The sequence below is a fragment of the Flavobacterium sp. HTF genome (assembly GCF_003105115.1).
Classification (GTDB): domain Bacteria; phylum Bacteroidota; class Bacteroidia; order Flavobacteriales; family Flavobacteriaceae; genus Flavobacterium.
Map to the genome: position 1 here is coordinate 1 of NZ_QETH01000066.1, position 24,753 is coordinate 24,753.

The 24,753-nt window shown below is 35.5% G+C and carries 22 protein-coding genes and 1 pseudogene; 14 read left to right on the top strand and 9 right to left on the bottom strand.

Translation table 11 applies throughout. From position 1 onward, the window contains the following. The 7 genes and pseudogenes from DCO46_RS16605 to DCO46_RS16635 all read left to right on the top strand — a co-directional run. Positions 1 to 278: pseudogene (locus tag DCO46_RS16605) on the top strand (response regulator); the annotation flags it as partial. Between the two features lie 303 nt (positions 279 to 581). Next, positions 582 to 1,424: an STAS domain-containing protein gene (locus DCO46_RS16610; RefSeq protein WP_116753624.1), complete on the top strand. Its 843-nt coding sequence runs from the start codon at positions 582 to 584 to the stop codon at positions 1,422 to 1,424. Positions 1,425 to 1,437: 13 nt separating this feature from the next. Beyond that, positions 1,438 to 1,836, top strand: a complete 399-nt coding sequence (locus DCO46_RS16615; protein WP_116753625.1) for an STAS domain-containing protein — start codon at positions 1,438 to 1,440, stop codon at positions 1,834 to 1,836. Next, positions 1,817 to 2,230, top strand: coding sequence for an anti-sigma regulatory factor (locus tag DCO46_RS16620; RefSeq protein ID WP_116753641.1), 414 nt, complete (start codon positions 1,817 to 1,819; stop codon positions 2,228 to 2,230). Before DCO46_RS16615 ends, DCO46_RS16620 begins: the two co-directional genes overlap by 20 nt. After that, entirely contained in the window at positions 2,223 to 3,236 is a 1,014-nt protein-coding gene (locus DCO46_RS16625; RefSeq protein ID WP_116753626.1) for a SpoIIE family protein phosphatase, read from the top strand. The genes DCO46_RS16620 and DCO46_RS16625 overlap by 8 nt, the downstream gene beginning before the upstream one ends. 4 nt (positions 3,237 to 3,240) lie before the next feature. Continuing rightward, positions 3,241 to 4,875, top strand: coding sequence for a sensor histidine kinase (locus tag DCO46_RS16630; RefSeq protein WP_116753627.1), 1,635 nt, complete (start codon positions 3,241 to 3,243; stop codon positions 4,873 to 4,875). A gap of 129 nt (positions 4,876 to 5,004) precedes the next feature. Continuing rightward, positions 5,005 to 5,625 carry a ferritin-like domain-containing protein gene (locus tag DCO46_RS16635; RefSeq protein WP_116753628.1) on the top strand — a complete coding sequence of 207 codons (621 nt, stop codon included), beginning with the start codon at positions 5,005 to 5,007 and terminating at the stop codon, positions 5,623 to 5,625. Positions 5,626 to 5,707: 82 nt separating this feature from the next. Here DCO46_RS16635 and DCO46_RS16640 read toward each other — a convergent pair whose 3' ends face one another. Then, positions 5,708 to 6,757: a glycoside hydrolase family 130 protein gene (locus DCO46_RS16640; protein WP_116753642.1), complete on the bottom strand. Its 1,050-nt coding sequence runs from the start codon at positions 6,755 to 6,757 to the stop codon at positions 5,708 to 5,710. Positions 6,758 to 6,982: 225 nt separating this feature from the next. Here DCO46_RS16640 and DCO46_RS22740 point away from each other — a divergent pair, with 225 nt between their 5' ends. From DCO46_RS22740 to DCO46_RS16660, 5 genes are all read left to right on the top strand, one after another. Then, the gene (locus DCO46_RS22740) at positions 6,983 to 7,153 is read left to right on the top strand and encodes a hypothetical protein (protein WP_165828987.1); all 171 of its coding nucleotides are present in this window, start codon (positions 6,983 to 6,985) and stop codon (positions 7,151 to 7,153) included. Between the two features lie 174 nt (positions 7,154 to 7,327). Beyond that, positions 7,328 to 7,732, top strand: a complete 405-nt coding sequence (locus DCO46_RS16645; RefSeq protein WP_116753629.1) for a hypothetical protein — start codon at positions 7,328 to 7,330, stop codon at positions 7,730 to 7,732. 93 nt (positions 7,733 to 7,825) lie between these two features. After that, positions 7,826 to 9,481: a peptidase domain-containing ABC transporter gene (locus DCO46_RS16650; protein WP_116753643.1), complete on the top strand. Its 1,656-nt coding sequence runs from the start codon at positions 7,826 to 7,828 to the stop codon at positions 9,479 to 9,481. Between the two features lie 2 nt (positions 9,482 to 9,483). Then, positions 9,484 to 10,836 carry an HlyD family secretion protein gene (locus DCO46_RS16655; protein ID WP_116753630.1) on the top strand — a complete coding sequence of 451 codons (1,353 nt, stop codon included), beginning with the start codon at positions 9,484 to 9,486 and terminating at the stop codon, positions 10,834 to 10,836. Then, on the top strand, positions 10,817 to 12,235 hold the full coding sequence (locus tag DCO46_RS16660) for a TolC family protein (protein ID WP_116753631.1): 1,419 nt from the start codon (positions 10,817 to 10,819) through the stop codon (positions 12,233 to 12,235). The genes DCO46_RS16655 and DCO46_RS16660 overlap by 20 nt, the downstream gene beginning before the upstream one ends. Positions 12,236 to 12,297: 62 nt before the next feature. On the opposite strand, the gene DCO46_RS16665 is transcribed toward DCO46_RS16660, so the two are convergent. After that, positions 12,298 to 12,756 carry a hypothetical protein gene (locus DCO46_RS16665; protein WP_116753632.1) on the bottom strand — a complete coding sequence of 153 codons (459 nt, stop codon included), beginning with the start codon at positions 12,754 to 12,756 and terminating at the stop codon, positions 12,298 to 12,300. Between the two features lie 336 nt (positions 12,757 to 13,092). Further along, on the bottom strand, positions 13,093 to 16,335 hold the full coding sequence (locus DCO46_RS16670; protein WP_116753633.1) for a CheR family methyltransferase: 3,243 nt from the start codon (positions 16,333 to 16,335) through the stop codon (positions 13,093 to 13,095). A 344-nt stretch (positions 16,336 to 16,679) separates the two neighbouring features. Here DCO46_RS16670 and DCO46_RS16675 point away from each other — a divergent pair, with 344 nt between their 5' ends. Further along, positions 16,680 to 16,895, top strand: coding sequence for a hypothetical protein (locus tag DCO46_RS16675; protein ID WP_116753634.1), 216 nt, complete (start codon positions 16,680 to 16,682; stop codon positions 16,893 to 16,895). Between the two features lie 119 nt (positions 16,896 to 17,014). Here DCO46_RS16675 and DCO46_RS16680 read toward each other — a convergent pair whose 3' ends face one another. Further along, on the bottom strand, positions 17,015 to 17,377 hold the full coding sequence (locus DCO46_RS16680) for an STAS/SEC14 domain-containing protein (protein ID WP_116753635.1): 363 nt from the start codon (positions 17,375 to 17,377) through the stop codon (positions 17,015 to 17,017). Positions 17,378 to 17,458: 81 nt separating this feature from the next. Beyond that, complete coding sequence (locus tag DCO46_RS16685; protein WP_116753636.1) at positions 17,459 to 18,142, bottom strand: SRPBCC family protein; 684 nt, start codon at positions 18,140 to 18,142, stop codon at positions 17,459 to 17,461. Positions 18,143 to 18,360: 218 nt separating this feature from the next. Here DCO46_RS16685 and DCO46_RS16690 point away from each other — a divergent pair, with 218 nt between their 5' ends. Further along, on the top strand, positions 18,361 to 18,960 hold the full coding sequence (locus DCO46_RS16690; RefSeq protein WP_116753637.1) for a nucleosidase: 600 nt from the start codon (positions 18,361 to 18,363) through the stop codon (positions 18,958 to 18,960). 143 nt (positions 18,961 to 19,103) lie between these two features. Here the strand turns inward: DCO46_RS16690 and DCO46_RS16695 are convergent, their stop codons facing one another. From DCO46_RS16695 to DCO46_RS16710, 4 genes are all read right to left on the bottom strand, one after another. After that, positions 19,104 to 19,700 (bottom strand): hypothetical protein, encoded by a 597-nt coding sequence (locus DCO46_RS16695; protein WP_116753638.1) that lies wholly within the window; start codon positions 19,698 to 19,700, stop codon positions 19,104 to 19,106. A gap of 134 nt (positions 19,701 to 19,834) precedes the next feature. Further along, positions 19,835 to 20,602 (bottom strand): TIGR03915 family putative DNA repair protein, encoded by a 768-nt coding sequence (locus tag DCO46_RS16700; RefSeq protein WP_116753639.1) that lies wholly within the window; start codon positions 20,600 to 20,602, stop codon positions 19,835 to 19,837. Positions 20,603 to 20,613: 11 nt separating this feature from the next. Next, positions 20,614 to 21,873, bottom strand: coding sequence for a putative DNA modification/repair radical SAM protein (locus DCO46_RS16705; protein ID WP_207784975.1), 1,260 nt, complete (start codon positions 21,871 to 21,873; stop codon positions 20,614 to 20,616). Positions 21,874 to 22,046: 173 nt separating this feature from the next. Beyond that, complete coding sequence (locus DCO46_RS16710; RefSeq protein ID WP_116753640.1) at positions 22,047 to 24,329, bottom strand: cation:proton antiporter; 2,283 nt, start codon at positions 24,327 to 24,329, stop codon at positions 22,047 to 22,049. Positions 24,330 to 24,753: the final 424 nt, after the last annotated feature.

A 24,753-nucleotide genomic window follows, 5' to 3' on the forward strand; every position in this document is an offset into this window, starting at 1 on the left:
AAAAAGTAAAACCTTTTATGGTTTTATCAGATATCAATAATGCCAAAATGGAAGGCTATGAATTGAGGAATATAATTTTGAATGATGATTTGCTAAACAAAAAATGTATTCCGTATATTTTTCTTTCCACTTCAAAAGATCCCGAAAATATACATCGCGCATTTGCACTTTCCGCACACGGTTATTTCAGGAAAGAAGAAAATTTCAAAACTTATCTGGATGTTATAGGTAATATTATTTCCTATTGGAAAATGAGCCAGAGACCCACATTATACTGAAAAGAAATCTTTAAATCTCAACAATACTCAAAAAATAGTTTTTTAACTTGATAGTTGTAAAAGGAATAAATTTCAGATTGATTTAAATTTAAGCGTATACTTTTTTTAAAGCCTTTTTTGTTAAATTATATAATTATTGATTGTAATTATGTAAATCTGATAAGATAGGGTTAGAATATTTTTACTCGGTGAACAAATGTTAATTTAGTAAAGCCATATTGCTTTATGAATATTTCTACCGTTTAACAGAATGACCTATATTTAGACTATATTTGTATAGAAACCTTAACATCATACAGCGAAATGCAAAAAAATCTTTTAGTTAGCTTAAAAGAGCACGAAAACAAATTAAATACCATCTGGACACAACTTCTTATTGAAAGAGGATCTACCGACGGATATACGGAAGAAGAAGAATCCAAAGAATTTACGTCACTTTTTTTAGATGCTATAAGTCAGGGAGGAAATAGTGAAAACCTAAATTCAAATGCTTTTGAGAAATTATATGATTTACTGACTGGTATCTCTATATCTAGAGCAAAACGTGGTTTTTCTCCTCGCGAAACCGGGCAGTACATGATTTCATTCAAAGATGCCGCTTCTCAGATTTTGTCAGGCTTGCAAATTGACCCATCAGAACTTTATGCCGCTAATGTCGAATTAAATGCTGTTGTTGATAATTTGATTATCATGACTTTCGAATCTTTTATGAGAGGTCGTGAAGATGTAATTTCAAGACAAACAGACGAAATTAGTGAAATTTCAACTCCTGTTATCCGAGTTTGGGAAGGTGTTGTGGCATTGCCAATTATCGGAACTTTAGACAGTTCAAGAACACAGATTGTAATGGAAAACCTGCTGCAGCAAATCGTTGATACAGGAAGCTCAATTGCTATTCTGGATATTTCCGGAGTACCAGCGGTTGACTCACTTGTAGCGCAGCATTTAATAAAAACAGTGAGTGCAACACGTTTAATGGGAGCAGAATGTATCATTAGTGGTATTCGTCCCGAAATTGCACAGACAGTGGTACACTTAGGAATCGATCTTACCGGTATTATTACAAAAGCTACTCTTGCAAGTGCACTTAAGACTGCATTTGAAATGCTTCAGATTGCTGTTGTAAAAAAGAAAACAATCTACTAAGATTTTAAATGATATGGAAAGAATTCCTATACTAAAGATGGGAGATTTTTTGTTGGTGACTATACAGGTTGACCTGTATGACCAACTGGCAGAAAATCTTGAATCAGATTTAATAAATACTATTAATAAACACAATTCAAAAGGTGTATTAATTGATATATCTGCTGTTTCTATAATTGACTCTTTTATGGGTCGTATCCTCGGAAATATAGCGGTAATGTCCAAAATAATGGACGCACAAACAGTAGTTGTAGGAATGCAGCCTGCTGTTGCTATTACCCTTGTTGAGCTTGGGTTGTCGTTAAATGGTGTTATTAGTGCCCTGAATGTTGAGAAAGGCATGGATCTGCTTCGCGCGAAAATGTATAATGGCGATAACGAAGATCAGATTGATGATAACGACGACGAATAAAGAAGAGGTTGCAATAGTCAGAGAACAGGATGTGGTGCCATTGCGTAACCGCGTTCGTGACTATGGTGTAAAAGTAGGTATGAGTATTTTAAATCAGACCAAACTTATTACAGCTACAAGTGAGCTTGTTCGTAATCTTCTGAAATACGGAGGAGGAGGAAAAGTTATTGTAGAAGAAGTAACCAATGGACGTGACAAAGGTGTTCGTGTAACTTTTGCAGATAAAGGACCAGGTATAAAAGATATAGATTTGGCAATGAAGGACGGATACAGTACAGGAAAAAGTTTAGGATTAGGATTACCGGGAACAAAAAGACTCGTTAACGAATTTGATATACAAACAGAAATGGGAGTCGGAACTACCGTTACTATAATAAAATGGAAAAATGGATAATACTTTTTCCAGTTATAAAATTGAAGACCGAAGCCTAGTAGCATTTATAAAAAGAGAAATACATAATCTGGCCCTGCAATTAGGTTTTAGTACACATCGCGCGGCTGAAACTGATATTATTGTAGCAGAACTAACCTCCAACCTTATTAAATTCGCTGGCGGAGGTGAATTATTGTACAGATGTACCCAAATGCTGGGACGTAATGAAATTGAAATATATTGCATTGATAACGGTACAGGAATAGAAAATGTCGCAAAAATTATGAATGATGGTTACTCAACTTCTAAAACATTGGGTCATGGAATGGGCTCTATTAAAAGGCTGAGTAATGATTTTCAGGTTTATTCCATGAAAGGATGGGGAGTCGTACAGTATATTAAAATTTGCGAAAGTGCAGATTTGGATATTATTCCTAATCCTGCCGGTTTAAATTACGCTGCATTAAGTGTTAACTATCCGGGTGAAAATGTGTGCGGTGATGGTTACCATATCAAATATTCAGCAAACGGATTTAAAATTTTTGTCGGAGACGGATTAGGTCACGGTGCAAATGCCCATGACGCAGTTGAGATCGCTATCAAAGCTTTTCAAAGATCTACCGCAGAAGATTCTGCAGAAATTTTAAAAGAAATTAATGATGCCGTAAAAAAAAGCAGGGGATTGGTAGCTACTGTAGCGGCAGTAGATTATAAATCGGAAAGCTGGAACATCTGCGGCGTTGGAAATATCAATACACGTATTTACAGAGGATTGGAAAACAAAACCTATTCTCCGTATAACGGGATTCTGGGACTTAATATTCCGCGAACTATGAATAGTACCGTTGTGCCGTATCTAAAACATCAAATAATTGTAATGCATAGTGACGGATTACGAACAAGATGGAATCTTAACGATATGATGTCCATTATAAAACAAAGTCCGGGAGTTATTGCTTCGTCCTTATATAAAGATAATATGAGAGGTACTGATGACGCTACCGTGCTTGTAGGGAAAATAACTTAGGCCTATGACAGAGATTGTAAAAATTAATCTTGATAATGAAATGGACCTTATTCTGGCCCACAAGCGATCAATGAAAATTGCAGAAATGTGCGGTATGCCATCCTCGGCTCAGACCAGATTTTCTACGGCTGTTTCAGAAATAGCCAGATGTTGTATCGCTAATGGAAAGGATTCTATGTTAACATTGGGAATCAATGTTATAAAAAATACACACAAAGAAATTGTTGCTGTATTAAATGATGCTGTAGATCTAAAAAAATGCAATCCGGAAGCTTTTAATTATGCAGCAAAACTTTCGGGTAATATCGAATACAGTTTTGCCCAAAATTATTCTATTACGCAATTAAGCCAAAAAGTGCCCTCACCGGGACTTCTTTCAGAAACTAAAATAAAAAGCCTCGCTGATTATTTTGTTTATGAACCTCCTTTGTCACCTTATGACGAGATCAGAAAGAAAAATATTGAACTTATAGCACTTTCTGAAAAACTGGGTGAAAGTGAAAACAGGTACAGACAGCTGGCCAATACAATTCCTGTTTTGATTTGTATTGTCAACGAGCGTAATAATGTCCTGCTTGCAAATGATTCGTTTAAAAAATACGTAGAAAAAACATTTACTTTTTTTGACAAGAGAGAGCTTAGTGCATTTATTCATCCTGATGATATTGACGGAATTATAGATAACTGGAACAAGACAAAGAAAAATAAATCTGAATTCTCAGGAGAAATACGTATAAAAAAAGATGATACTTATATCTGGCATATTATTTCTATTATTCCTAATAAAACCGAAGACGGAACTTTTAATAGCTGGATTATTAATTTAGTGGATATCAACGCACAGAAAACAGTTTCTGAAACGCTGAAAAATAACTCTGAATTAAAAAGCATACAACGCGAATTAGAAAATGCCAATTCAAAATTAGTATTCAAAAATAAAGAACTTCAACAGTTTGCCTATATTGCGAGTCATGATTTGCAGGAACCACTCCGTAAGATTATGATCATGTTGTCACGTGCCGGAGAGCATCTGACAGAAGAACAAAGAAAAAATTATTATTTTGATAAAATTACAAGCGCGGCGGGACGAATGTCGGCTTTAATTTCAGACGTACTTAATTATTCACGTGTGGATAATAATGTTCAGGTACTTTCAAAAGTTGATTTAAATGAAATTTTAAATGAAACGCTAAATGATTTAAGTCTTATAATAGAAGAAAAGGATGCTGTAATCAATACGAGTCCGTTACCAGTTGTAGACGGTCTTAATACCCAGCTGCGTCAGCTCTTTTTTAATCTTATCAATAACGCGCTTAAATTTACCACTATCCAGCCAACGGTAACCATTTTTGCAACGGTTATTTCACCTACCAACGCAAAAGTTACAGATAAATTCCATCCAGTTGGTCATTATGATATGATTACAATTTCTGATAACGGAATCGGAATGGACAGCCAATACTCAGGACGAATTTTTGATATGTTTCAAAGATTGCACGAACGTGACCAGTATGGAGGCAACGGAATTGGTCTTGCACTATGCAAAAGAATTATTGAAAATCACAATGGTGTACTTAATTTTACAAGCAAGCCAGGTGAAGGAACTACATTTTATATTTATCTTCCTAAAAAAGTATAAAAAACGCTTTTTTTTGAAGTAAATGTTAATCTGATAATCCTATAACCCTGATAGTTAATTCTGTAAGAAATCCCATGATATGTTCTATAAATTTGAAATTATAAATTATAAATTATAAAACAGAAAATCATGAAAACTGCGACGAAAAATACAACAAGTACAAAAAGTGCAACAGCATCTAAAACAAAAGCAACCACTACTGCTTCAAAATCAACAAGTAAAACTGCAACTGTAAAAGCAAAAGCCAGCGCAGCAGAAGGACTTAGAGAATTATTTGTAGATTCTTTGAAAGATATTTACTGGGCAGAAAAAGCATTAGTAAAAGCACTTCCTAAAATGGCAAAAAATGCTACTTCAGAAAACCTTATTACAGCAATCAACGAACATTTAGCCGTAACACAAGAGCAGGTGACAAGACTTGAAAAAGTGTTTGCATCAGTTGGTGAAAAAGCTGTAGCTAAAAAATGTGATGCTATGGAAGGCCTTATCAAAGAAGGAGAAAGCATTATGGAAGAAACTGAAGTTGGACCGGTAAGAGATGCGGGAATTATTGCCGCTTCGCAAAAAATCGAGCATTATGAAATTGCTACTTATGGTACTTTAGCAGCATTTGCACAAACTTTGGGTGAAGATGATGCGGTATTATTACTTGAAAAAACGTTAAGCGAAGAAAAAGAAGCAGATGTAACACTTACTGAAGCAGCTTATAATACCATCAATTTCGATGCAGCTGAAGAAGATGAAGCCTAATAGGAATTAAAAAATCAGATTACAAAAGAAAAACCTGTAGCAAAATAAATGCTACAGGTTTTTTTTATGCTTTTAAGATTTATTAAACTTCTAATGTTTTCAGGATTTCGTTAATAGAAAATTCGGCTCCGCAAACAAATTCATCGGCTGCGCCATAATAAACAGTTAGTTTATCTCCATCCACAACATGCCCGTTAGTAAAAACAACATAGCCAAAGAAACCGCTTAGTTCATAATTTTCCTTTGGAAACATAATAGGCTCTAACGATCGGGCAATAACTTTTGAAGGATTTTCCAGATCCATTAGAAATGCACCCAGGCAATACTGATGTTCTGCATTGGCACCATGATAAATTTCAAGCCATCCTTTTTCTGTTTTAATAGGTGCAGCACCCGCACCAACCCGGGCACTATCCCACATGCCGTGGCGTGTTTTTACAATGCACTGATGATTTCCCCAGTAAATTCCATCTTGTGATTCGGCAAGCCAGATAAAATTCCCTCCAATCTGAGGACTTGAAGGCCGGTGCAACGCATAATATTTACCGTTGATTAACTCTTCAAAAATAGCACAGTCTTTATTATGCGGAGGAAGGATCATTCCTTTTGTCTCAAAATTTTTCCAGTCTTTCGTTGTGCGTAACCCAACACCAACACCATTTTCAGAAACTGCCGTATAGGTTAGATAATACGTATCATCAATTTTACTCACACGGCAATCTTCGATTCCGAATTGTTCCAGAATACCTGTGCCCATTATAATTTGGGGATTCTCAGGTTCATAAAAATGTACTCCGTCATCGCTGCAAACCAGCCAGAGGTGCGAAAGTGTAGTGAGGTAATCAAGCCCTTTGTAATTGACTACCCGGGCATCATTTGCTATCAGGTCAGGATCATTAAGAGGGATTTCTATAATTTCCACTTTTCCCACTGCATTTACTACCGGAAAGAATATCACACCTTCCTTTTGTGCAATAGATTCCGCAACCCTTACCAATAGCCATGTTTTGTTTTCAAATACAAACACGCCGGGATTCAACAGGCTTATAATCTGCAGTTCAGCAGTACTTGCGTTCAGGTCTTTGGGCATCAATAAAGGATTTTCGGGAAAACGGTGTGCTATATCGCTCATAGTGATCTGATTAAAATTGTTTGAAAAAAGGGGAGTTGTATAAAGTAAGTAATTTAAAAAATGAATGTTTTTATATAATCCGTTTTTGATTTTATACAATTTACATGTGGATTTTATTAGTCTAAATATTAAAATGTAAAAAGCTTACAAAATCATATAAGGAATCAACAAACATCTGATGTAATTTTAGATATGAAGTTCAGGTATAATTTAAAAACGAAAAAAATGTTTACAAAAGGTCAAAATGTACAGCAGGAATTTGGAGGACAAATCATGAAAGTAATCGGTTTTGAACCGGATTTAATTGAGAATATCATCACGCAATGGGAAGATCAGGAAGGCACTATCGTTACTGCCAAATTTATGGAATCACAACTGCATCCTGCGGATGAATAACAAGGTATTTCTCTGTTTTAAAATGTAATATTTTTCAGGTTTTTATAATTTTAATTTTATAAATAACTGATTAGTAGTAGTTTAATTAATTCTGAAAATTAAAATTCTAATGTTCCTCTAATGTAGCGCCGAAAATTTAGTTTTAACTTGCGCACTTAGAACTTTTAGAAAAAAATGCTTAACAGAATAAAAAATAGTCTTTTGTGTAAATGCCTTCAGGTGTTGCTTATCGGGTATTTTCTGATGAGCAGTATCAATATAGCCAATACTTTCGGGCTTGTTATAAATGATAGCGCAGGACAAAATTCTGTATCAGCAATGACCTGTAATTTTCTAAAAAAAATATTCAAATGTGATGCAATCCCGGAAGAACTGGAAGATTGTAAAACAAAAGATACTAAAACGACCAAACTGGCAAAAGGAATCCCTTCATTAGATTATCTGGTTCCTGTAGACGCCTCATTGCATACTATCGACTTTCAGATCGAATCTGCAGGGAAAAATTACATAGATAATCCTATTTTTTCCTTTGCTTTTCATGGTAAAATCCATTTACCGCCTCCACAAATATTTATATAAATACTTTTTTTTGATTTAGAAGAAATTTCTAACATCCTTTCTATGGCTTTTGCCGTATATCTATCTATTAATCTTGTATTTATATATAAATTCATGACACCTCTTAAACGTTTTTTTAATTTACTTTCGCTTGACAAACGCGACGTATATCAAATTGTATTTTATGCCGCTTTTGCAGGTTTGGTTAACCTTTCACTGCCTTTGGGAATCCAGGCTATTATCAATTTTATCCAGAGCGGACAATTGAGCGTTTCCTGGATCATTTTGGTCTTTTTGGTTACAATCGGAGTTGGCTTTGGCGGTATTTTAGTCATTTTACAGCTTCGTATAGTCGAAAACCTCCAACAGCGTATTTTTGTCCGTTCCTCCTTTGAATTTGCTTACAGAATGCCTTTAATTAAATTTAAAGAAATGTATTCTGAATACGCACCCGAAAAAGCAAATCGTTTTTTTGATACCCTGATGGTACAAAAAGGAACTGCAAAACTGTTATTAGACTTTTGTACCGCTTTTCTTCAGGTCGGTCTTGGTATAATATTACTGGTTTTGTACCATTCTTTCTTTACGGTAATCGGAATTTTTTTCATCGCCATTTTATATATTATTTTTAAGTTTTCTTACAGGGATGGTCTTGAAACAAGTCTTAATGAATCCAAGTTCAAGTACAAAGTAGCAGCCTGGCTTCAGGAAATAGCCCGTAACCGCGAGAGTTTCCGTAAAAAAAGCGGATTTGAATATGCATTAGAACGCAATGACGGCTACGTAAGCGAATATATCAATTACCGCGAAAAACATTTTCAGGTAATGAAAAAACAATACATACAGCTCACTATATTTAAAGTTATTGTTACGGCTGCCCTTTTGTCTATTGGTGGTTTCCTGGTAATTCACCATCAAATGAATATTGGGCAGTTTGTAGCTGCTGAAATTGTTATTGTATTGCTTATCAATTCTGTAGAGAAAATAATCTTCGGACTGGAATCTTTTTATGATGTTCTTACTTCGGTAGAAAAGATTGGACAGGTTACGGACATGGAAATCGTCTGTATTCCTAAGACTTCAGAAGTAACAGAAACCGGAATTACTATCGAAACAGACAGTATCGCTTATAATTATCCGGGTTATAATAAAAAGTCCCTCAAAAATATTAACCTGAAAATCGCTCAGGGCGAAAAAATACTGCTCACAGGTACCAATGGTGCCGGAAAAAGTACCTTATTACGACTACTTTCCGGTTTGTTAGAACCAGAAAGCGGTGCTATGTACGTGACAGATAATTATATGAACCGACTTGGCGAGGATGCCTACCGGGCACAGGCCGGAACATTGTTGGAAGGAGATACGCTTTTTGCGGGCACAATTCGTGAAAATGTCCTTTTTGGAAACAGTACAATCAATAACGATGACCTGAAATGGGCTTTGGACAATGTATGCCTGACGCCCTATATCAAAACATTTCCGAACGGGCTTGAAAATCAGATTCATCCGGGCGGAAACGAACTTTCTGCTTCTGATGTCCAGAAAATACTGCTGGCCCGCAGCATCGTTCATAAACCCAATATATTATTCCTGGAAGATCCTGTTGATAAAATGGACGAACAGACTTCTGCCCAAATTGTTGATTTTTTACTTTCTGATGAAAATGACTGGACAGTAATTGTAACTTCTAAAAACGATATCTGGAAGGACAAATGCAGCCGTATGATTACAATTGATGACGGAAAAATTATTAACGACATAAAGCTTTAATTATGCTCAATATATCTAAAGATAACAATGTACTTATAACTCCGGGCAAATATAAATCGATAACGAGTGTTGCCCGAAGACCCCATTATAAAATCCTGAACAGAGTCATAGTCGGATTTTTGATTTTTTTGATTGCATGCCTTTTTCTTCCCTGGACACAGAATATTTCAGGAAGTGGCTCGGTTACGACCTTAAAACCTGACCAAAGGCCTCAGACCGTTCATAATGCAATTCCGGGAAGGATTGAAAAATGGTTTGTGAAAGAAGGGGATTATGTAAAAAAAGGAGATACAATCGTTTTTATTTCAGAAGTAAAAGAAGACTACCTGGATCCTAATCTGGTTGGCAATACAAAACAACAGGTAGATGCCAAAAAAATGGCGGTTGAATCCTACGGTGATAAAGTAAATTCGCTGGATGTTCAGGCAAAATCGCTTAACACCGAAAGAGAACTGAAATTACAGCAGGCACAGAATAAAATAAAACAGGCCCAGCTGAAGATTAAAAGTGACAGCATGGACCTTGAAGCGATTAAAACGCAGTTAAAAATCGCACAGACGCAGTTTGGCCGTTCAACAGCGCTTAACAAAGAAGGGTTAAAACCCGTTACGGACGTCGAACAAAAACGACTGAAACTTCAGGAATCGGAAGCTTATATCATCACACAGCAAAACAAGCTTTTGAGCAGTAAAAATGAACTGATAAATGCCAGAGTGGAGATAAACCGTATTACAGCGGAATATTCTGAAAAGATCTCAAAATCAAGAAGTGATAAATTTACGGCCTTAAGTACACAATACGATACGGAAGCACAGGTAAATAAGCTCCAAAACCAATATGTAAATTACAGCATCAGAAATGGGTTGTACTACATTACAGCGCCTCAGAGCGGGTATGTAAACCGTGCTTTGCTGGCGGGACTGGGCGAAACAATCAAAGAAGGAACGCCAATTGTAAGCATTATGCCGGCCAGTTATGATATAGCGGTTGAAACATTTGTTGATCCTATCGATCTTCCGTTGGTGCATCGTGGTGCAAAAGTACGTGTCTGGTTTGATGGATGGCCGAGAATTGTCTTTTCCGGATGGCCCGGTTTGTCTTACGGAACCTATGGCGGAAAAGTAGTAGCAATTGAAAATTTTATAAGTTCAAACGGAAAATACAGAGTGCTTATTTCACCTGAAGGCGAAGATCAAAAATGGCCAAAACAACTGAGTATCGGAGCCGGGGCACAAAGTATAGCTTTACTGGAAACTGTTTCTGTAGGCTATGAAATATGGCGTAACCTGAACGGTTTTCCACCAAATTATTATAAGTCAGTTGAAAAAGAAGGAGATGAAAAGAAGAAAAAATAAAATGAAATCAGTTATAAAATTGCTTTCTCTCTTATTTTTATTCGGCTTTTTTAATGGATACAGCCAGGATTTTAATAAAGAGGAATTAAGTTATAGCGAATTTTTAGGATACGTAAAAAAATACCATCCGCTGGTAAAACAGGCCAATCTGGAAGTCAGCACGGCTCAGGCTGCGCTTATGGCTGCACGTGGGGGTTTTGACCCGAAAATTGAAGTTGATTACAATAAAAAAGAATTTAAAGGAACAGAATATTATTCGTTACTGAACAGTAGTTTTAAAATTCCAACCTGGTACGGGGTTGAAATAAAAGCAGGCTTTGATGATACCGACGGGCAATATTATAATCCCCAAAACCGTACACCCAATGCAGGCTTGACTTCTCTTGGGATAAGTGTGGCTCTTGGACAGGGTTTGTTCATCAACCAGCGAATGGCCGATGTGAGGGAGGGAAAGCTACAGCTAAAACTAAGCGATGCGGAACGAAAACTCAGGGCAATTGAAGTATTGTATAAAGCGAGCGAAGCGTATTTTGAATGGAGAAAAAGTTATAACGAGGCCGAACTGTACAAAAATTATCTCGGTTTTGCCAGCACCCGTTTTAAAGGTGTCAAAAAATTAATCGAACTGGGAGATTCTCCCGCGATTGACAGTATTGAAGCCAAAATTACAGTACGAAACAGGGAACTGAATGTTGAAAACGGAAATCTGAAATTGGCAAAAGCCAAACTGTATCTTTCTAATTATCTATGGATTGAAAATGTCCCGGTCGAATTGGAAGATAATGTGAAACCGGAGCAAAATTTGCTTCAGACTCTGGAAAAAACATTAAAAACGGATGGCATGCTCGTGAATGTTGAAAATTTTGAATCGCATCCGAAAATACAGGCTTTGGAAACCAAATTATCAATGCTGGAAGTAAATAGGCAGCTTAAGGCAAATTTATTGCTTCCGAAGGTAAATGTTGGTTATAATTACATTTCTGAACCGGCTTATTTTGATTCTTTTAATGCCGACGATTATAAATTTAATATTGATTTCAGCATTCCGATTTTCCTGAGAAAAGAACGCGGAAACCTTAAAATCGCTAAAATCAAAATAGAAAACCTGAAGTTTGACATTAATCAGCAGAGGCTGGAACTTAAGAATAAAATTAAGGCACAGCAAACTGAAATTACTTCGCTGAAAAGACAAAAAGAAGTGATTGATAATCTGGTAAAAGATTATGTAGCGATGTTAAACTCAGAAGAGAAGTTGTTTTCCTTCGGCGAAAGCTCCATATTTCTGATCAATTCAAGAGAAAATAATCTGGTGAGTGCGAAGTTATCGCAAATTGGCATAGAAAATCAATTCTATATTTCGAATGCCGAATTGTATAAAATACTGGCCAATCCGGATTAATGTTTGTATTTCTTAGTTATGTAAAAAGCCATTAGTATCTATGCTAATGGCTTTTTTAATACCTAAAATTTTCTGGGATTATTGACGGGATCTTTTTCTTCGAGATCCTGATCAATATCATATGGCAAATCCAAATCATCTTTGGCACTGTAGTTTTCTTTTTGATAATCCGGATCATTTATGTCGGTATCGTTTTCATCATAATCTTCGGTTAAATCATCATCAATATCCGATTCATCAATTTCTTCCTCTTCTGGATCTTCATCGTCTTCCAAAGCATCCAGAAACTGATCGTCCAGATCTTCTTCTTCATTAACAATCGAATCATCACCATTAGTAATTGATTCATCGTCCGGATCATTTTCGTTTTCGATATCATTTTGATACTCATCTACATAACTTGAATCATCATCCTGGTCTTTTTCAGAGAAATTTATTGTTTCCCCGTTTATATTCAAATTTTCGGTTTCATTAAAATTAGGGTCATCCCAACCGTAATTTTGTTTATTTTCTGTATTCATAATAATGAGTTTAAAAAATTAGCAAAAGTTTATAATCAGAATAGCCAAAAAAACCTCTGTTAAAATGTCTGATAGTGATGTACATTCCTGTATCAACGCAAGTATTAATAATCTTAAATTGTCAAAAGAAAGTTATTTTGATACAGGAAGTACACACATACTATTATAATAGGTTTGTTTTTTTTATTTCTAATTATTATACCAAATATAGAATTGCTGAAACTATTGATTTTATATTATTCTGATTTACAATTCTATAATTATCAGTCATTTAAAAATTTGTTATAAAAAAAAAGATGCCATTAGGCATCTTTTTTTTTCAATCTGAATCAGATTTTATACAGGGATATAAATATAGAATGTAGTTCCCGTATTGATTTCGCTGGAAAGCGTTATGAACCCGTGATGGTTTGAAACAATTTTTTTGACAATAGTAAGCCCAAGTCCGCTTCCTTTGTACTGATCGTTGCTATGAAATCTATAGAAAGGATCAAATATTTTATGTACATATTCTTTACTTATCCCGATTCCGTTATCTGTTATGCAGATCTTAGCATAGTTAAGTTCAGTATTGCCTCCAATTTCAATAATTTCTTCCTTGGAGGTTTCTTTGGTTTCGATTTTAATATTGGGACTGGTGCCTTCACTGATATACTTCATACTATTCATAATCAGATTGATGAATAATTGTTGTATCTGATAGGGGATAACCTTTAATTTTGGTAAAGGAGATACAGTAATTGTGGCATTTTTTTCTGCGATATTATCTTTCAGATCTGCAATGATTTTCTTCAGCAGCACATTTAAATCGGTTTCCGTATATTCATTTTCTACAAAATTTACCCGTGAGTAATTGATAAGATCAGTTATCAGCTGGCTCATATTAGCAGAAGAAGCCAAAATGCGTTCCAGGTTATGTGAACTCGATTCAGTTAAGTTTTTCTCGCTTTCGATAATTCGCTTACCAAACATCTGAATCTTGCGCAATGGTTCCTGAAGATCATGACTTGCGGCTACACTAAAGGCTTCAAGCTGTTCGTTATAATTCTGTAATTCAGAATTTTTTGTTTTCAGTAATTCATTTGATTTTACGAGATCGGTTATATCTTCAATAGCCAGAAGTATCATGCCCGGAGGCTGTGCGCTGATCAGACGGTGAGCATTTATGACCATGCTTTTTTTTCCAATTCCTTTGCAGGTAATATCTATTTTAAAGTCTTCAACAAAGCCTTTTTCCAAAAGCATTTTATGTAAAGGATCTTTGAATTCCGGAATATTCCAATGACAGTCACCGATTTCAAAAAGCGAATAACCTTCGGTTTCTTTTTCGGTTGTCTGAAAATATTTGTAAAAAGCCGGATTGGCGCTTTTTACAGAAAAGTCCTTATCTACAATCAGTAAGGGCTCATGAATGGTATTGATAATCGATTCAGAATAATTTCGCATAGAAATAAGCTGTGCCTGACGATCAACAAGTTCATCGTTAACACACATTAATTCCTCATTATTAGATTGCAGCTCTTCTGTAGAAGTCTCCAGTTCTTCATTCATTGCCTGCAGTTCTTCACTACTGCTTAGCAATTCTTCATTGGTGGTCTGCAGTTCTTCAAAAGCGGTTTGCTGTTCTTCGGTTATTCTTTTGATATCTTCCCGAAGCTGCGTCAGTTCATTTTCCAGTTCCTGTATCCTGATCTGATCAGAATTTTTGGAATTTGATTTAGTATCTGCATCGGGCAATGATTTTTTGGTAAAAAGAACCATATAGTAATCCTCTCTGTTAAGCAGGGGAACTATTTCAAAAGTAGCCAGATAAGGCTGGTTTTTAACAATTATATTGTCTTTTATAATTCTTTCCTTCTGATTTTTTAACCTTGTAAAAGCATTTCGCAATTCAAAACTAATTCCGTCACGCGCCATTTTTAAAATATTAAAATTGGGCTTTCCGGGAGAAGGCAGCAAAAACGGACTTGTATCACCATGAAAATGAACAATATCCAGATGTTCATTCACAATGACATTCGCAGGAGTATAATCAGAATACAAAATATCTGATGCCGCTTTTAAAAAGTCGTTGGCAGAAGATTTTTTTCTTTCGGGAGTTTCTGTCTTTTCTTTACTGATAAAATTTACCGGTTTAAAAGCCTGAGGCTCATATCGGCCGGGAACAAATTTGCGGGAATAAATTTTTTCATGTTTTCCTACCGGAGCAAATAAATTCTGTGCCGTATTGACACTTTCAAAACTGCCAAGAAACAACATTCCTTTTTCTTTAAGCGAATAATGAAAAGAGGTCAAAACTTTATTTTGAAGAAATGAGTCCAGGTAAATCAATACGTTTCTGCAGGAAACCAAATCAATTTTAGCAAATGGAGGGTCTTTGATAAAGTTATGTACGGCAAAAACGCACATATCACGTATTACTTTGTTAATATGGTAATTACCATCTCTTTTCGTGAAATAATTGTTGAGTCTTGCAGAAGAAACATGCTGTACGTCCTGTGCAGAATAAATGGCTGTACGCGCTTTTGTGATGCATTTTTCCGAGATATCAGAAGCAAAAATCTGAACTTTGATATCGCTGTTTTTTTCCGTCAGGTATTCGTGAAGGCTTATGGCTAATGAGTACGCTTCTTCTCCGGTAGCGCATCCAGCCACCCAGATTCTTAAACTATTATTGACTGTGTTTTCCAATAATCTCGGAAAAGCAAGTCTTGGTAAAGATTCAAAAAAATGATCGTCCCTGAAAAAATACGTTACAGGAATCAGAAAATCATTAAAGAGTAATTCCTGTTCTGTTTTATCATTTCGAATATGAAAATAATAATCCTGTAAAGTTTCTCTGTGAACAATTACCATTCTTCTGGCAATACGTCGTCTTATTGTGGCTTGTTTGTAATGGCGAAAATCGTTTCCTGTTTTTAGAAAGATCAGGTTTATAATCTGAAGCAGTATTTCCTCTTCATTTTTAGAAAGGTTTTCATCTTCATAATAGGCATGATTGATCTCATAACTTTTCTGGATTTCCAATAACTGTGACGGAATCTTTTCGGGTGCCAAAACATAATCAACAACGTCGGCGTCAATTGCATTTTGGGGCATTCCCTTAAATTCTGCCGTATCAGGATCCTGCACTAGCGTTGCACCGCCGGCTTCCTTCACTTTCTTTAAACCTATTGTTCCTTCAAAAGAGGTTCCTGAAAGAATAATTCCGATAGTAAAACTTTTATAAATTTTGGCAAGCGATTCAAAGAAAATATCAATAGTATTAATTCTTTTCTCGCTGCGGGAGTTTTGCTGTAATTTTAGAACATCATCAACGACAACAATATTATTATTATCAGGTATGATATAAATTTGATTGGGTTGTAAATCTACATTACTTATTATTTCATTTACCGGTAATTGAGTGTAATTGGATAATGTTTCAGATAATGTATTGCGATGATCAGAAGATAAATGCTGCAAAATTATATAAGCCATACCTGAATCTGCGGGTATTTGCTGAAGTAATTTTTTGATAGCTTCCAGTCCTCCGGAAGAAGCACCAATACCGACCACCGGAAAGTTTTGTTCTTTCATTTTAGGTAATTTATTTAGTAAATGTGCAAGATTTGGGTTATTACTTAATTATCAAAGATAAAATAACTCTTTGATTATAAAAAGGAAATAATCAATATAAGTAGGCATATAAAAACAGAATAAAAGGAATTAATTATGAATCAAATCCGGCTTATATAATTTTTGTCTTTTGTTATATAATTCCCATTTTTTAACTTAATATAATAGTAGGATTCTACGTATTTATATTTTAAACGGCCAAAAACAGTAAATCGTGTAACATATAACGGAAAATTTGCAACAATTGACATAACAAGAGTTTTTATATTTGATAATCAGTAAAATACAAACTAAAAATTGCAAATATGAAAACATTATTCAACTTAAAAACGTTGCTGTTTATATTCTTAATAGCATTTACATTTTCCTGTAAGACTTCAAGCGATCCTGTAGCAACAGAATCAGATGCGATAAAAGCCGGTGACAGTACTTCTATAAATTCAGGGTCAAAAGGTACAACGCGTGGAGCGAATGAAGGAAATGAAGGAGGTCAGGAAGCAGATCCCAAAACAGATCGATAATTCCTAAGAAACAGAAGATTGTTGCATAGGATTTAAACATTCTATACAGTTATTTACTTGTTAATTGTTAATTTAGAAAACCCTTTATTTTTTTAGAGGGTTTTCGCTTTTATAACATATTAATTCCCCTGAACCCATTGCAGGGCTTCATCAAATGACTCTTTTTTAAAACCGCGGAATTCTCCTGGGGCTATGTGGCTAAATGCGTTCGTAAATGAAATTGCATTTTCAGAATCGGTTACAATTGCGGCCCGGTTCCATTTGGTAAAATTTTTAATTCCGATAAAAATATCTTCAAGCCAGGCTGTTGCTGTAAAATTTTCGATATTAGTATCTATTAAAAACAAAAAATTGATTTTATTAATTTTACTCACCAGCTGATCTATTGCCGGCGCGATAACAGTTTTGTAATCATGTGCAGTCACATCTCCGGTTGCCCTGAAGGCGACAACATTTTCAGGAACATTAATTATTTCTATCATAAATTTCAGATTTCATTATACTAAGCATTAATAAAAAAACTGCAACAAAAATATGCTGCAGTTTTATTTTAAAAGTTGAAATTAATGAACAGATTCCAGATAAGATTTTAGATTTTTAATATCGTCGTTTACTATTTTTTCGAAGAAAGGATTCAGCAGTTTTGCGGCTGCTTCGCCTGCAACTCCCAGTGGAGCGTGATAAGAAATCGTTACATCAATTTCTGTTTGATCTCCGTTGCTGTTAAAGACTACTTTTCCAACATTTTTAATCGACGCGTCCGGTAATGATTGCCATCCCAGAAATTTATCTTTTTCATCTTTTACTATTTCGGCAGTCCAGGTAAGGGTTCCGATTCCGGCAGGACCTTTTGCAGTCCACTCAGACAAGGTATTATTGACTGTTTTTACAGATTGAAGATGATTCATGAATTTTGGCAGATTTTCGAGATTTCTCCAGAAAGAATATACTTCGCTTATCGGTCTGTTAATAACACTTTTTACCCTGATATTTACATTTTGTGCCTTATCGTTTTTTAGATGGTCAATTGCATCGTAAACAGGGCAGTATCCGCTTATACCTCTTGCCAGCATGGCACCTGCAGATGTTATTTTTGGTATACTTTTCTGTTGTTGCGATAATCCTTTGTAAAGAAGGTATGAACCGCTCGCAATCATTAAGATTCTCTCCAGTGAAGATACGTTGTTTTTAATTTTTAATTTTTTGTGCGGCAGCACATTTGTCAAAGTTGGTGTATTTGCTTCCATGATTTTTGTTTTAAATAAATGTGTTTTTATTGATTTTTTAAATCTTTTGGTTTTTGCCTAAAATTTATATTTGTAAGTAGTTAAAAATAAATACTTTATATTCTATTCGCTTACATGATTATAATTTGTGTTTATACAATATAAATGCATTGGATTTTTTAACCGGTAGAGAAATAGCGTTTAAAATGGTATTTTTGCATCCAAATTAGAACATAATAATGATAAGAATAAACTCAAAAGATTCCTTTTATATAGCGAATACACTCTTCTCTTTTGCATTAAAATCAGAAGCAGCAGAAGTTTTTGAAGATTGTAATACCTTAATCACCGGAATAGGAAAAGTAAATGCAGCTTATGAATTAACAAAAGCGATCCAGATCAAAAAGCCGTCATTGATTGTTAATCTGGGCTCTGCCGGAAGCAATTACTTCCAGAAAGGGGATGTTATCTGCTGCACTAAATTTGTGCAGAGAGATATGGATGTGAGAGGATTGGGGTTTGAATTGTACGAAACACCATTATCAGGTTTGCCTTCTATACTAGAATATGGTTTGGTTATGGAAGGACTGGAGCAAGGTATTTGTGGTACCGGAGATAGTTTTGAAATGGGCCACCGTACAACCGTATACAATGTAGTAGATATGGAAGGATATGCACTGGCGATGATTGCAATGAAAGAAAATATTCCGTTTTTGTGCTTAAAATATATTTCAGACGGAGCTGATGATAACGCAGCCGAAGACTGGGCAGTACAGGTACACAAAGCAGCCCTGGCTTACGGAAATATTTTGAAACTTGACTTAGGAGTTAGGAGTTAGAAGTTATTAGTTATTAGTTAGAAGTTATGCGTTAAGAGTTGGAAGTTGGAAGTTAAAGGTTATGCGTTAAAAGTTAAGAATTGTACAACTCATAACACATAACACATAACGTATAACCCATAACTTCTAACTTTTAAAAAAAACTATTCTTTAACCAATACAATTACGGCTTTATAACCCGTACCGACATTCCATTCGCTTGACGAAACAACGATTCCTTTGTCGTCAAAAACCTGAAATTCTGCTGTATTTGGAGAAGCAAAACCTTCGTTTAAAGCTTCAATGTCAATTTTATTGATTCCCTGAACCAGGTTTATTTTAAGGCTTTTAAACTCTCCGTCCAGACTTACTTCTGGCTGGATTACCTTATCGTTCAGATATACTCTTACTTTGTCTCCATCGACAAAAGCGGCATCTCGGTAACGGATGGTAGAGGTGAGTCCGGTTGTTTTAATACTTCCTAAAAACTGATTTCTTCTGTAAAAAATACCTTCTACATTTGCTTCCTGTTTATACAGATTTGTGTTTTTAAAAAGTTCATCGGGATTGATTTTATAAGGATCAGGTTTTTCTGCCACGGCTGGCGGATCATTTTTAGGCGGAGCTTCTTTTGGCGGGGCAACTTCTTTAGTGTTTGCATCCTTTGGCGGAATCGGTGTAAACTTTTTGTTTAATTCTTCCTGTGCTTGTCCCTGTTGTGAAAAAATAAGTATGGTAAATAAAAATAAAATCCTTTTCATATGTAAATTGTAAATAAATGACACGTTAATAACTATTTAAATAACACTTAAATAATGCATTTATTGCCCTTAACAAGATCATTTATAAAAAAATGATAAGTATTTAATAATTTTAAAAGCTGATTCTGAAAATATTAAGTACGTAATTTTTCGGTTAAATTTTTCCAGTATCGCTTTGGCATGTGCTGAAGATGGAGTTTCATGTTTTTTCTGGATTCAATGTTGACACTCGTAAAATATTTCCTCCAGAGAATCTGAAAAAACTCTTCTCCATCATCGCATATTTCAGTCAGCGATTTTGACGAAGATGTACCGGGATTAAACTGGAGTTCTACAGTAGAAATTTCTTCAAGATCATAGTAAATTCCGTATTTGCGTTTAGCATCATATATAAGCCAGCGCTGATCTGCGTAACGGCTTTTAAAATGATTTTCTATAAGTGGCAACACATTGCATTCCGGTTCAATGATGGCATAATATAATTGGTCTTTTGTTAATTTAAAACGAACAAAAGCTTTCATGCGATGACTTTCTCTTCGGGTTATTTTGGCTGCTTTTCTGACGTCCCAGACATCATTATTGCTAAAATCTTCTTCGATATTCCGTGGGCTTGACAAAACATATCTGGCAAACCGGAACATGGTTTCTTCTGCAAAATCAACTTCGGACAGAAATGTTTTGTAGATACTTTTAAATCCTTCATCAGAAAGTTTTTGTTTCAAGCCGGCAGAAACGCGTTTGGCTTTTTCAATATCAGTATTTACAAAATGAGTGGTCGAAAAAAGTAACGCTGTCGAAGGCTCATTTTTTGCAAAAACAATATCCTGAAATTTAAATTCATAAATTTCAAATACCGCGCTAAGCCAGCCTTCATAAGTTCCGTCATAAATTACCTGTACCATTTGTTCATGATTTAAAATAAAGAAAGCTGGTTTGAAAAATCGTTTTGGTATTTACTTTTTTGAGCGTCTAAAATATGATCCTTAATTTGCAGGGCAGTTAAATCTTTGTGAAGCAAAAAAGGAGAACTAAAAGCCAGGAAATATTTGGAACGGCTATAAGCGATTCCCATTTTTTGTAAATCCTGCGGAACCAGTTTTTTGAATTTCCGTGCGGCCACAATTTTCTGCGCACTCAAAAAGCCAATTCCGGGAATTCGTTTAATGAGTTCCAGATCAGCTCTGTTGATGTCAACAGGAAACTGATGCATATTGCGCAAAGCCCATCCTAATTTGGGATCAATATCCAAATCAAGATTCGGCTGGTTAAAGCCCACAATTTCGTTTACATTAAATCCGTAATAACGAATAAGCCAGTCAGCCTGATAGAGACGGTTTTCGCGTATTATCGGCACGGGAGTACCAATAGAAGGAAGGCGGTTATCATGGCTTATGGGTACATATCCGGAATAATAAACACGCCTCATGTTCATCTGCTGATAAAAATAATCAGCCATGCCCAAAATTTCAAGATCACTTTCTTGTGTTGCACCAATTACCATTTGCGTACTTTGTCCGGCAGGGGCAAAGAGGGGCGCTTTATAATTCTGTTTTCGTTCTTCCTTATGACCCGCAATTTCAGTTTTTAGATATTGCATGGGTTTAATAACATCTTTGTGGTTTTTTTCCGGTGCGAGTAGTTTCAGGCTTTTTTCTGTTGGCATTTCCACATTTACACTCAAACGATCGGCATACATTCCGGCTTCTTTTAGTAATTCATCACTTGCTCCCGGAATTGCTTTTAAGTGGATATATCCATTAAAATTTTGCTCTAACCGTAGTTTTTTTGCAATCCTCACCAGACGTTCCATCGTATGATCAGGATTGTCAAATATTCCGGAACTCAAAAATAAACCTTCAATATAGTTTCTTCTGTAAAAACCAATTGTCAGGTCCACAACTTCATCAACGGTAAAGGCGGCACGTTTTACATCATTGCTTTTTCGGGATACACAATAAGCACAATCGAAAATGCAGTGATTGGTCAGTAAAATTTTTAGTAACGCCACACAGCGCCCGTCTTCGGTATAAGAATGACAAATTCCGGAACCACTCGAATTGCCCAGGCCTTTGTCTTTGTTTTTCCTGTTGCTTTGCCCGGAAGAACATGATACATCATATTTTGCGGCATCAGACAAAATCTCTAACTTTTGTAATACTCTTTCCTTTATCATCTTTTTCTGTTTTCGTGGGATTTACTTCATTTTAGGAATATCAAAATTAGAGTAATTCGTAACAATAATAGTCTTGTGTCAGGTTACAAATTGTAACAAAATCATCACTCGTCATTTGAAAAAGAAAAACGCCTCACTTGGAGGCGTTTTATTAATTAAGAAAATCAGAAGTTTTACTTTTTATCTTCCGATAAGATTAAAGTTGACGGGATATTAGCTAGCCACGGACTTTTGGTGTCTACTAAATGTTTCCAGCCATCAATGGATATGATCATAAGATTTTGCTGATCCAGGAATTCTTTTTCAACTGCTTTTTCGTTTTTTAATAAAAACTGTTTTGGAGCAGCCTGTTCCATAAGCCTGATTTTTTCTTTTGTATCCAAATCAGCTGTGATTTTTCCGTCTACATCCAGAATCTGGATTGCGGCATCGGTATTCTGAATGAATTTCTGAACATAATTCTCAATCAGATTCCAGTCTTTTAGATCAAAAATCGGAATGAAAATAGTTGAAATAGCAGTAAGGTCTTTATCAATTAGGATTCCGACAGGTATTTGTGATTTTGAAATTATTTGTCTTGTTCCGTCATCAAAAGGAGCCGATTCTAAGATGTTTTCTTTACCGGTAACGGTATTAATCAGTTTTTCAGGATTTATGATGCGGGTGGTAAATCCAAGCACTTTTCCGAGTAAACTTCCTTCATAAATAGATTGTCCAAGACCAATCAACAATAAATCATGATTGCTTTTATTGGCAACATTTACAATTTCGTTATCAATATCCGCAGAGGCTTTGAACATGGTCGTAATGTTTCTGTTTAAATCAACCGATTCCTGAATTACATCTTTAAATCTTTCCGTTTCATAAGTGTCCGTATTATAATGGTGCAATTCTTCTGATGGAAGGAAATGCATGGCAGTAATTTCGGAACTTTCCGCCCTTTTGTTCGTAAGGCCGTCCGCAACTTTAAGAAGCGCTTTTCCGGATTCAGGTCTGTCAAAGGATAAAAGGATTCGGTATTTGTTTTTTAAGGCAACATCGCTTTCATTTTCATCCTTGCCAGATTTGAAAATCCAATTGATTAAATCGAGGGTAGGACCTGTCATAAAAGTTGTTGCAAGTGCCATTATCACCATCATAGAGAATAATTCAGGGCTTAAAACACCTAGATCATAACCAATATTCAGGGCAACCAATTCTGTTAAACCTCTGGTATTCATCAAGGCTCCAATTGACAAACTGTCTTTCCAGTTCTGACCGACGAATTTTGCTGCAAGCGTACTGCTGACAAATTTACCAACAACCGCCACCACAAAGATCAATCCGGCGATTTTCCATAAATAAGGTTCATTCAATAAACCAATTTGGGTTCTTAATCCCGTAAATACGAAGAATAAAGGAAGTAAAAGTACCAAAGCAACATCTTCTACTTTTTCTATGAACAGATTTCTGAAACGGATATTTTCCGGCATAATCGCACCTGCGATAAACGCTCCGAATAAGGCATGGATTCCGATAATTTCAGTTAAATAAGAAGAAACCACAAGTGTCAGGAAAAATATAGCGACAATGGGCTTGCTTAGTTTTTCGCTTGTAGCATACAAATCGCCAATTCTCTTTAAGAACGGACGTACTACTTTTATCATTAAAAACACATATCCTAAGGCCAAAAGAACGGTATAAATAGCGCTTCCAAATGAGCCGGCTTTTACAATGGCAATTACAACGGCAAGAATACACCATGCCGTAATATCATCTGCCGCGGCGCATGTAATCACAATGGTTCCTAATCTTGTTTTGTGAATGCCGCGTTCCTGTACAATTCTCGCCAGTACCGGAAAAGCGGTAATACTCATTGCTATACCGGCAAACAAACCGAATGACGTAAACTCAACATTGGCAGGAGCAAATTCATCATAAATAAAATAAGCTAACCCCATTCCTAAAACAAACGGAATGATAATACTCGCATGGCTGATTACGACTGCATCATGAGCTTTATTTCTCAGGATTTTCATGTCAATCTCCATACCGACAATGTACATAAAGAGAATTAGACCGATCTGACTAAGGAACTGAAGGTTTCCAAGGGATTCTGCCGGAAATAATACGGCTGAAAACTGCGGAAGGTACATTCCGATCAGCGAAGGCCCCATGACAATACCCGCAATCATTTCACCAATAACGGCAGGTTGTTTTATTTTGATACAGATCCATCCAAAAATACGGGCTACAAAAATGATGGTTACAATCTGTGCCAGTAAAAGGGCTAAAGGATGGTGTAAATTTTTTATAAGTGAATCAAGGAATTCATTCCACTGACTTTTATCCGAAGTTGGGATTTTAAGATTTCGACCAGTTTCAAGTTTGACACCCATCAGGATAATCCAGTACATTAAAATGGAAAATCCGCCAATAATACCAACGTAAAAAATACCGTTTCTAAATTTTTTCATTTGTTTTTGATTTAAAATTTCCGTTCCAAAATCATTTATATTTAAAAGGAAATCGGAGCAGAATATGGAGATTAGTGTATAAAATCTGCGCAATTTTAAGACAAAATCAATTAGTGCCAAACAGGGGGTACTGAAATTTGTAATGACTTGGAAAAACTTTGTAATAAAACAGATTTTTAAAGAAGTGAAACTTCAAATTCAGCCTGAAATGGGTTGGTTTACGGGGTTTACACTATGATTTATTTTGAAACCCAACAGCTGTATAGTGACAGAACAAGGCAAGATTTCTCTTTTTAAAATTGTTCATATTTTGTTGATAAATAGTGTATTAAGACCTTTTGAAATGTATGTGACGCAATAATTAATGTTATATATTTGATATACAGATTGTAAGGGAATTAATTTAAAATATTAATAAATGGAA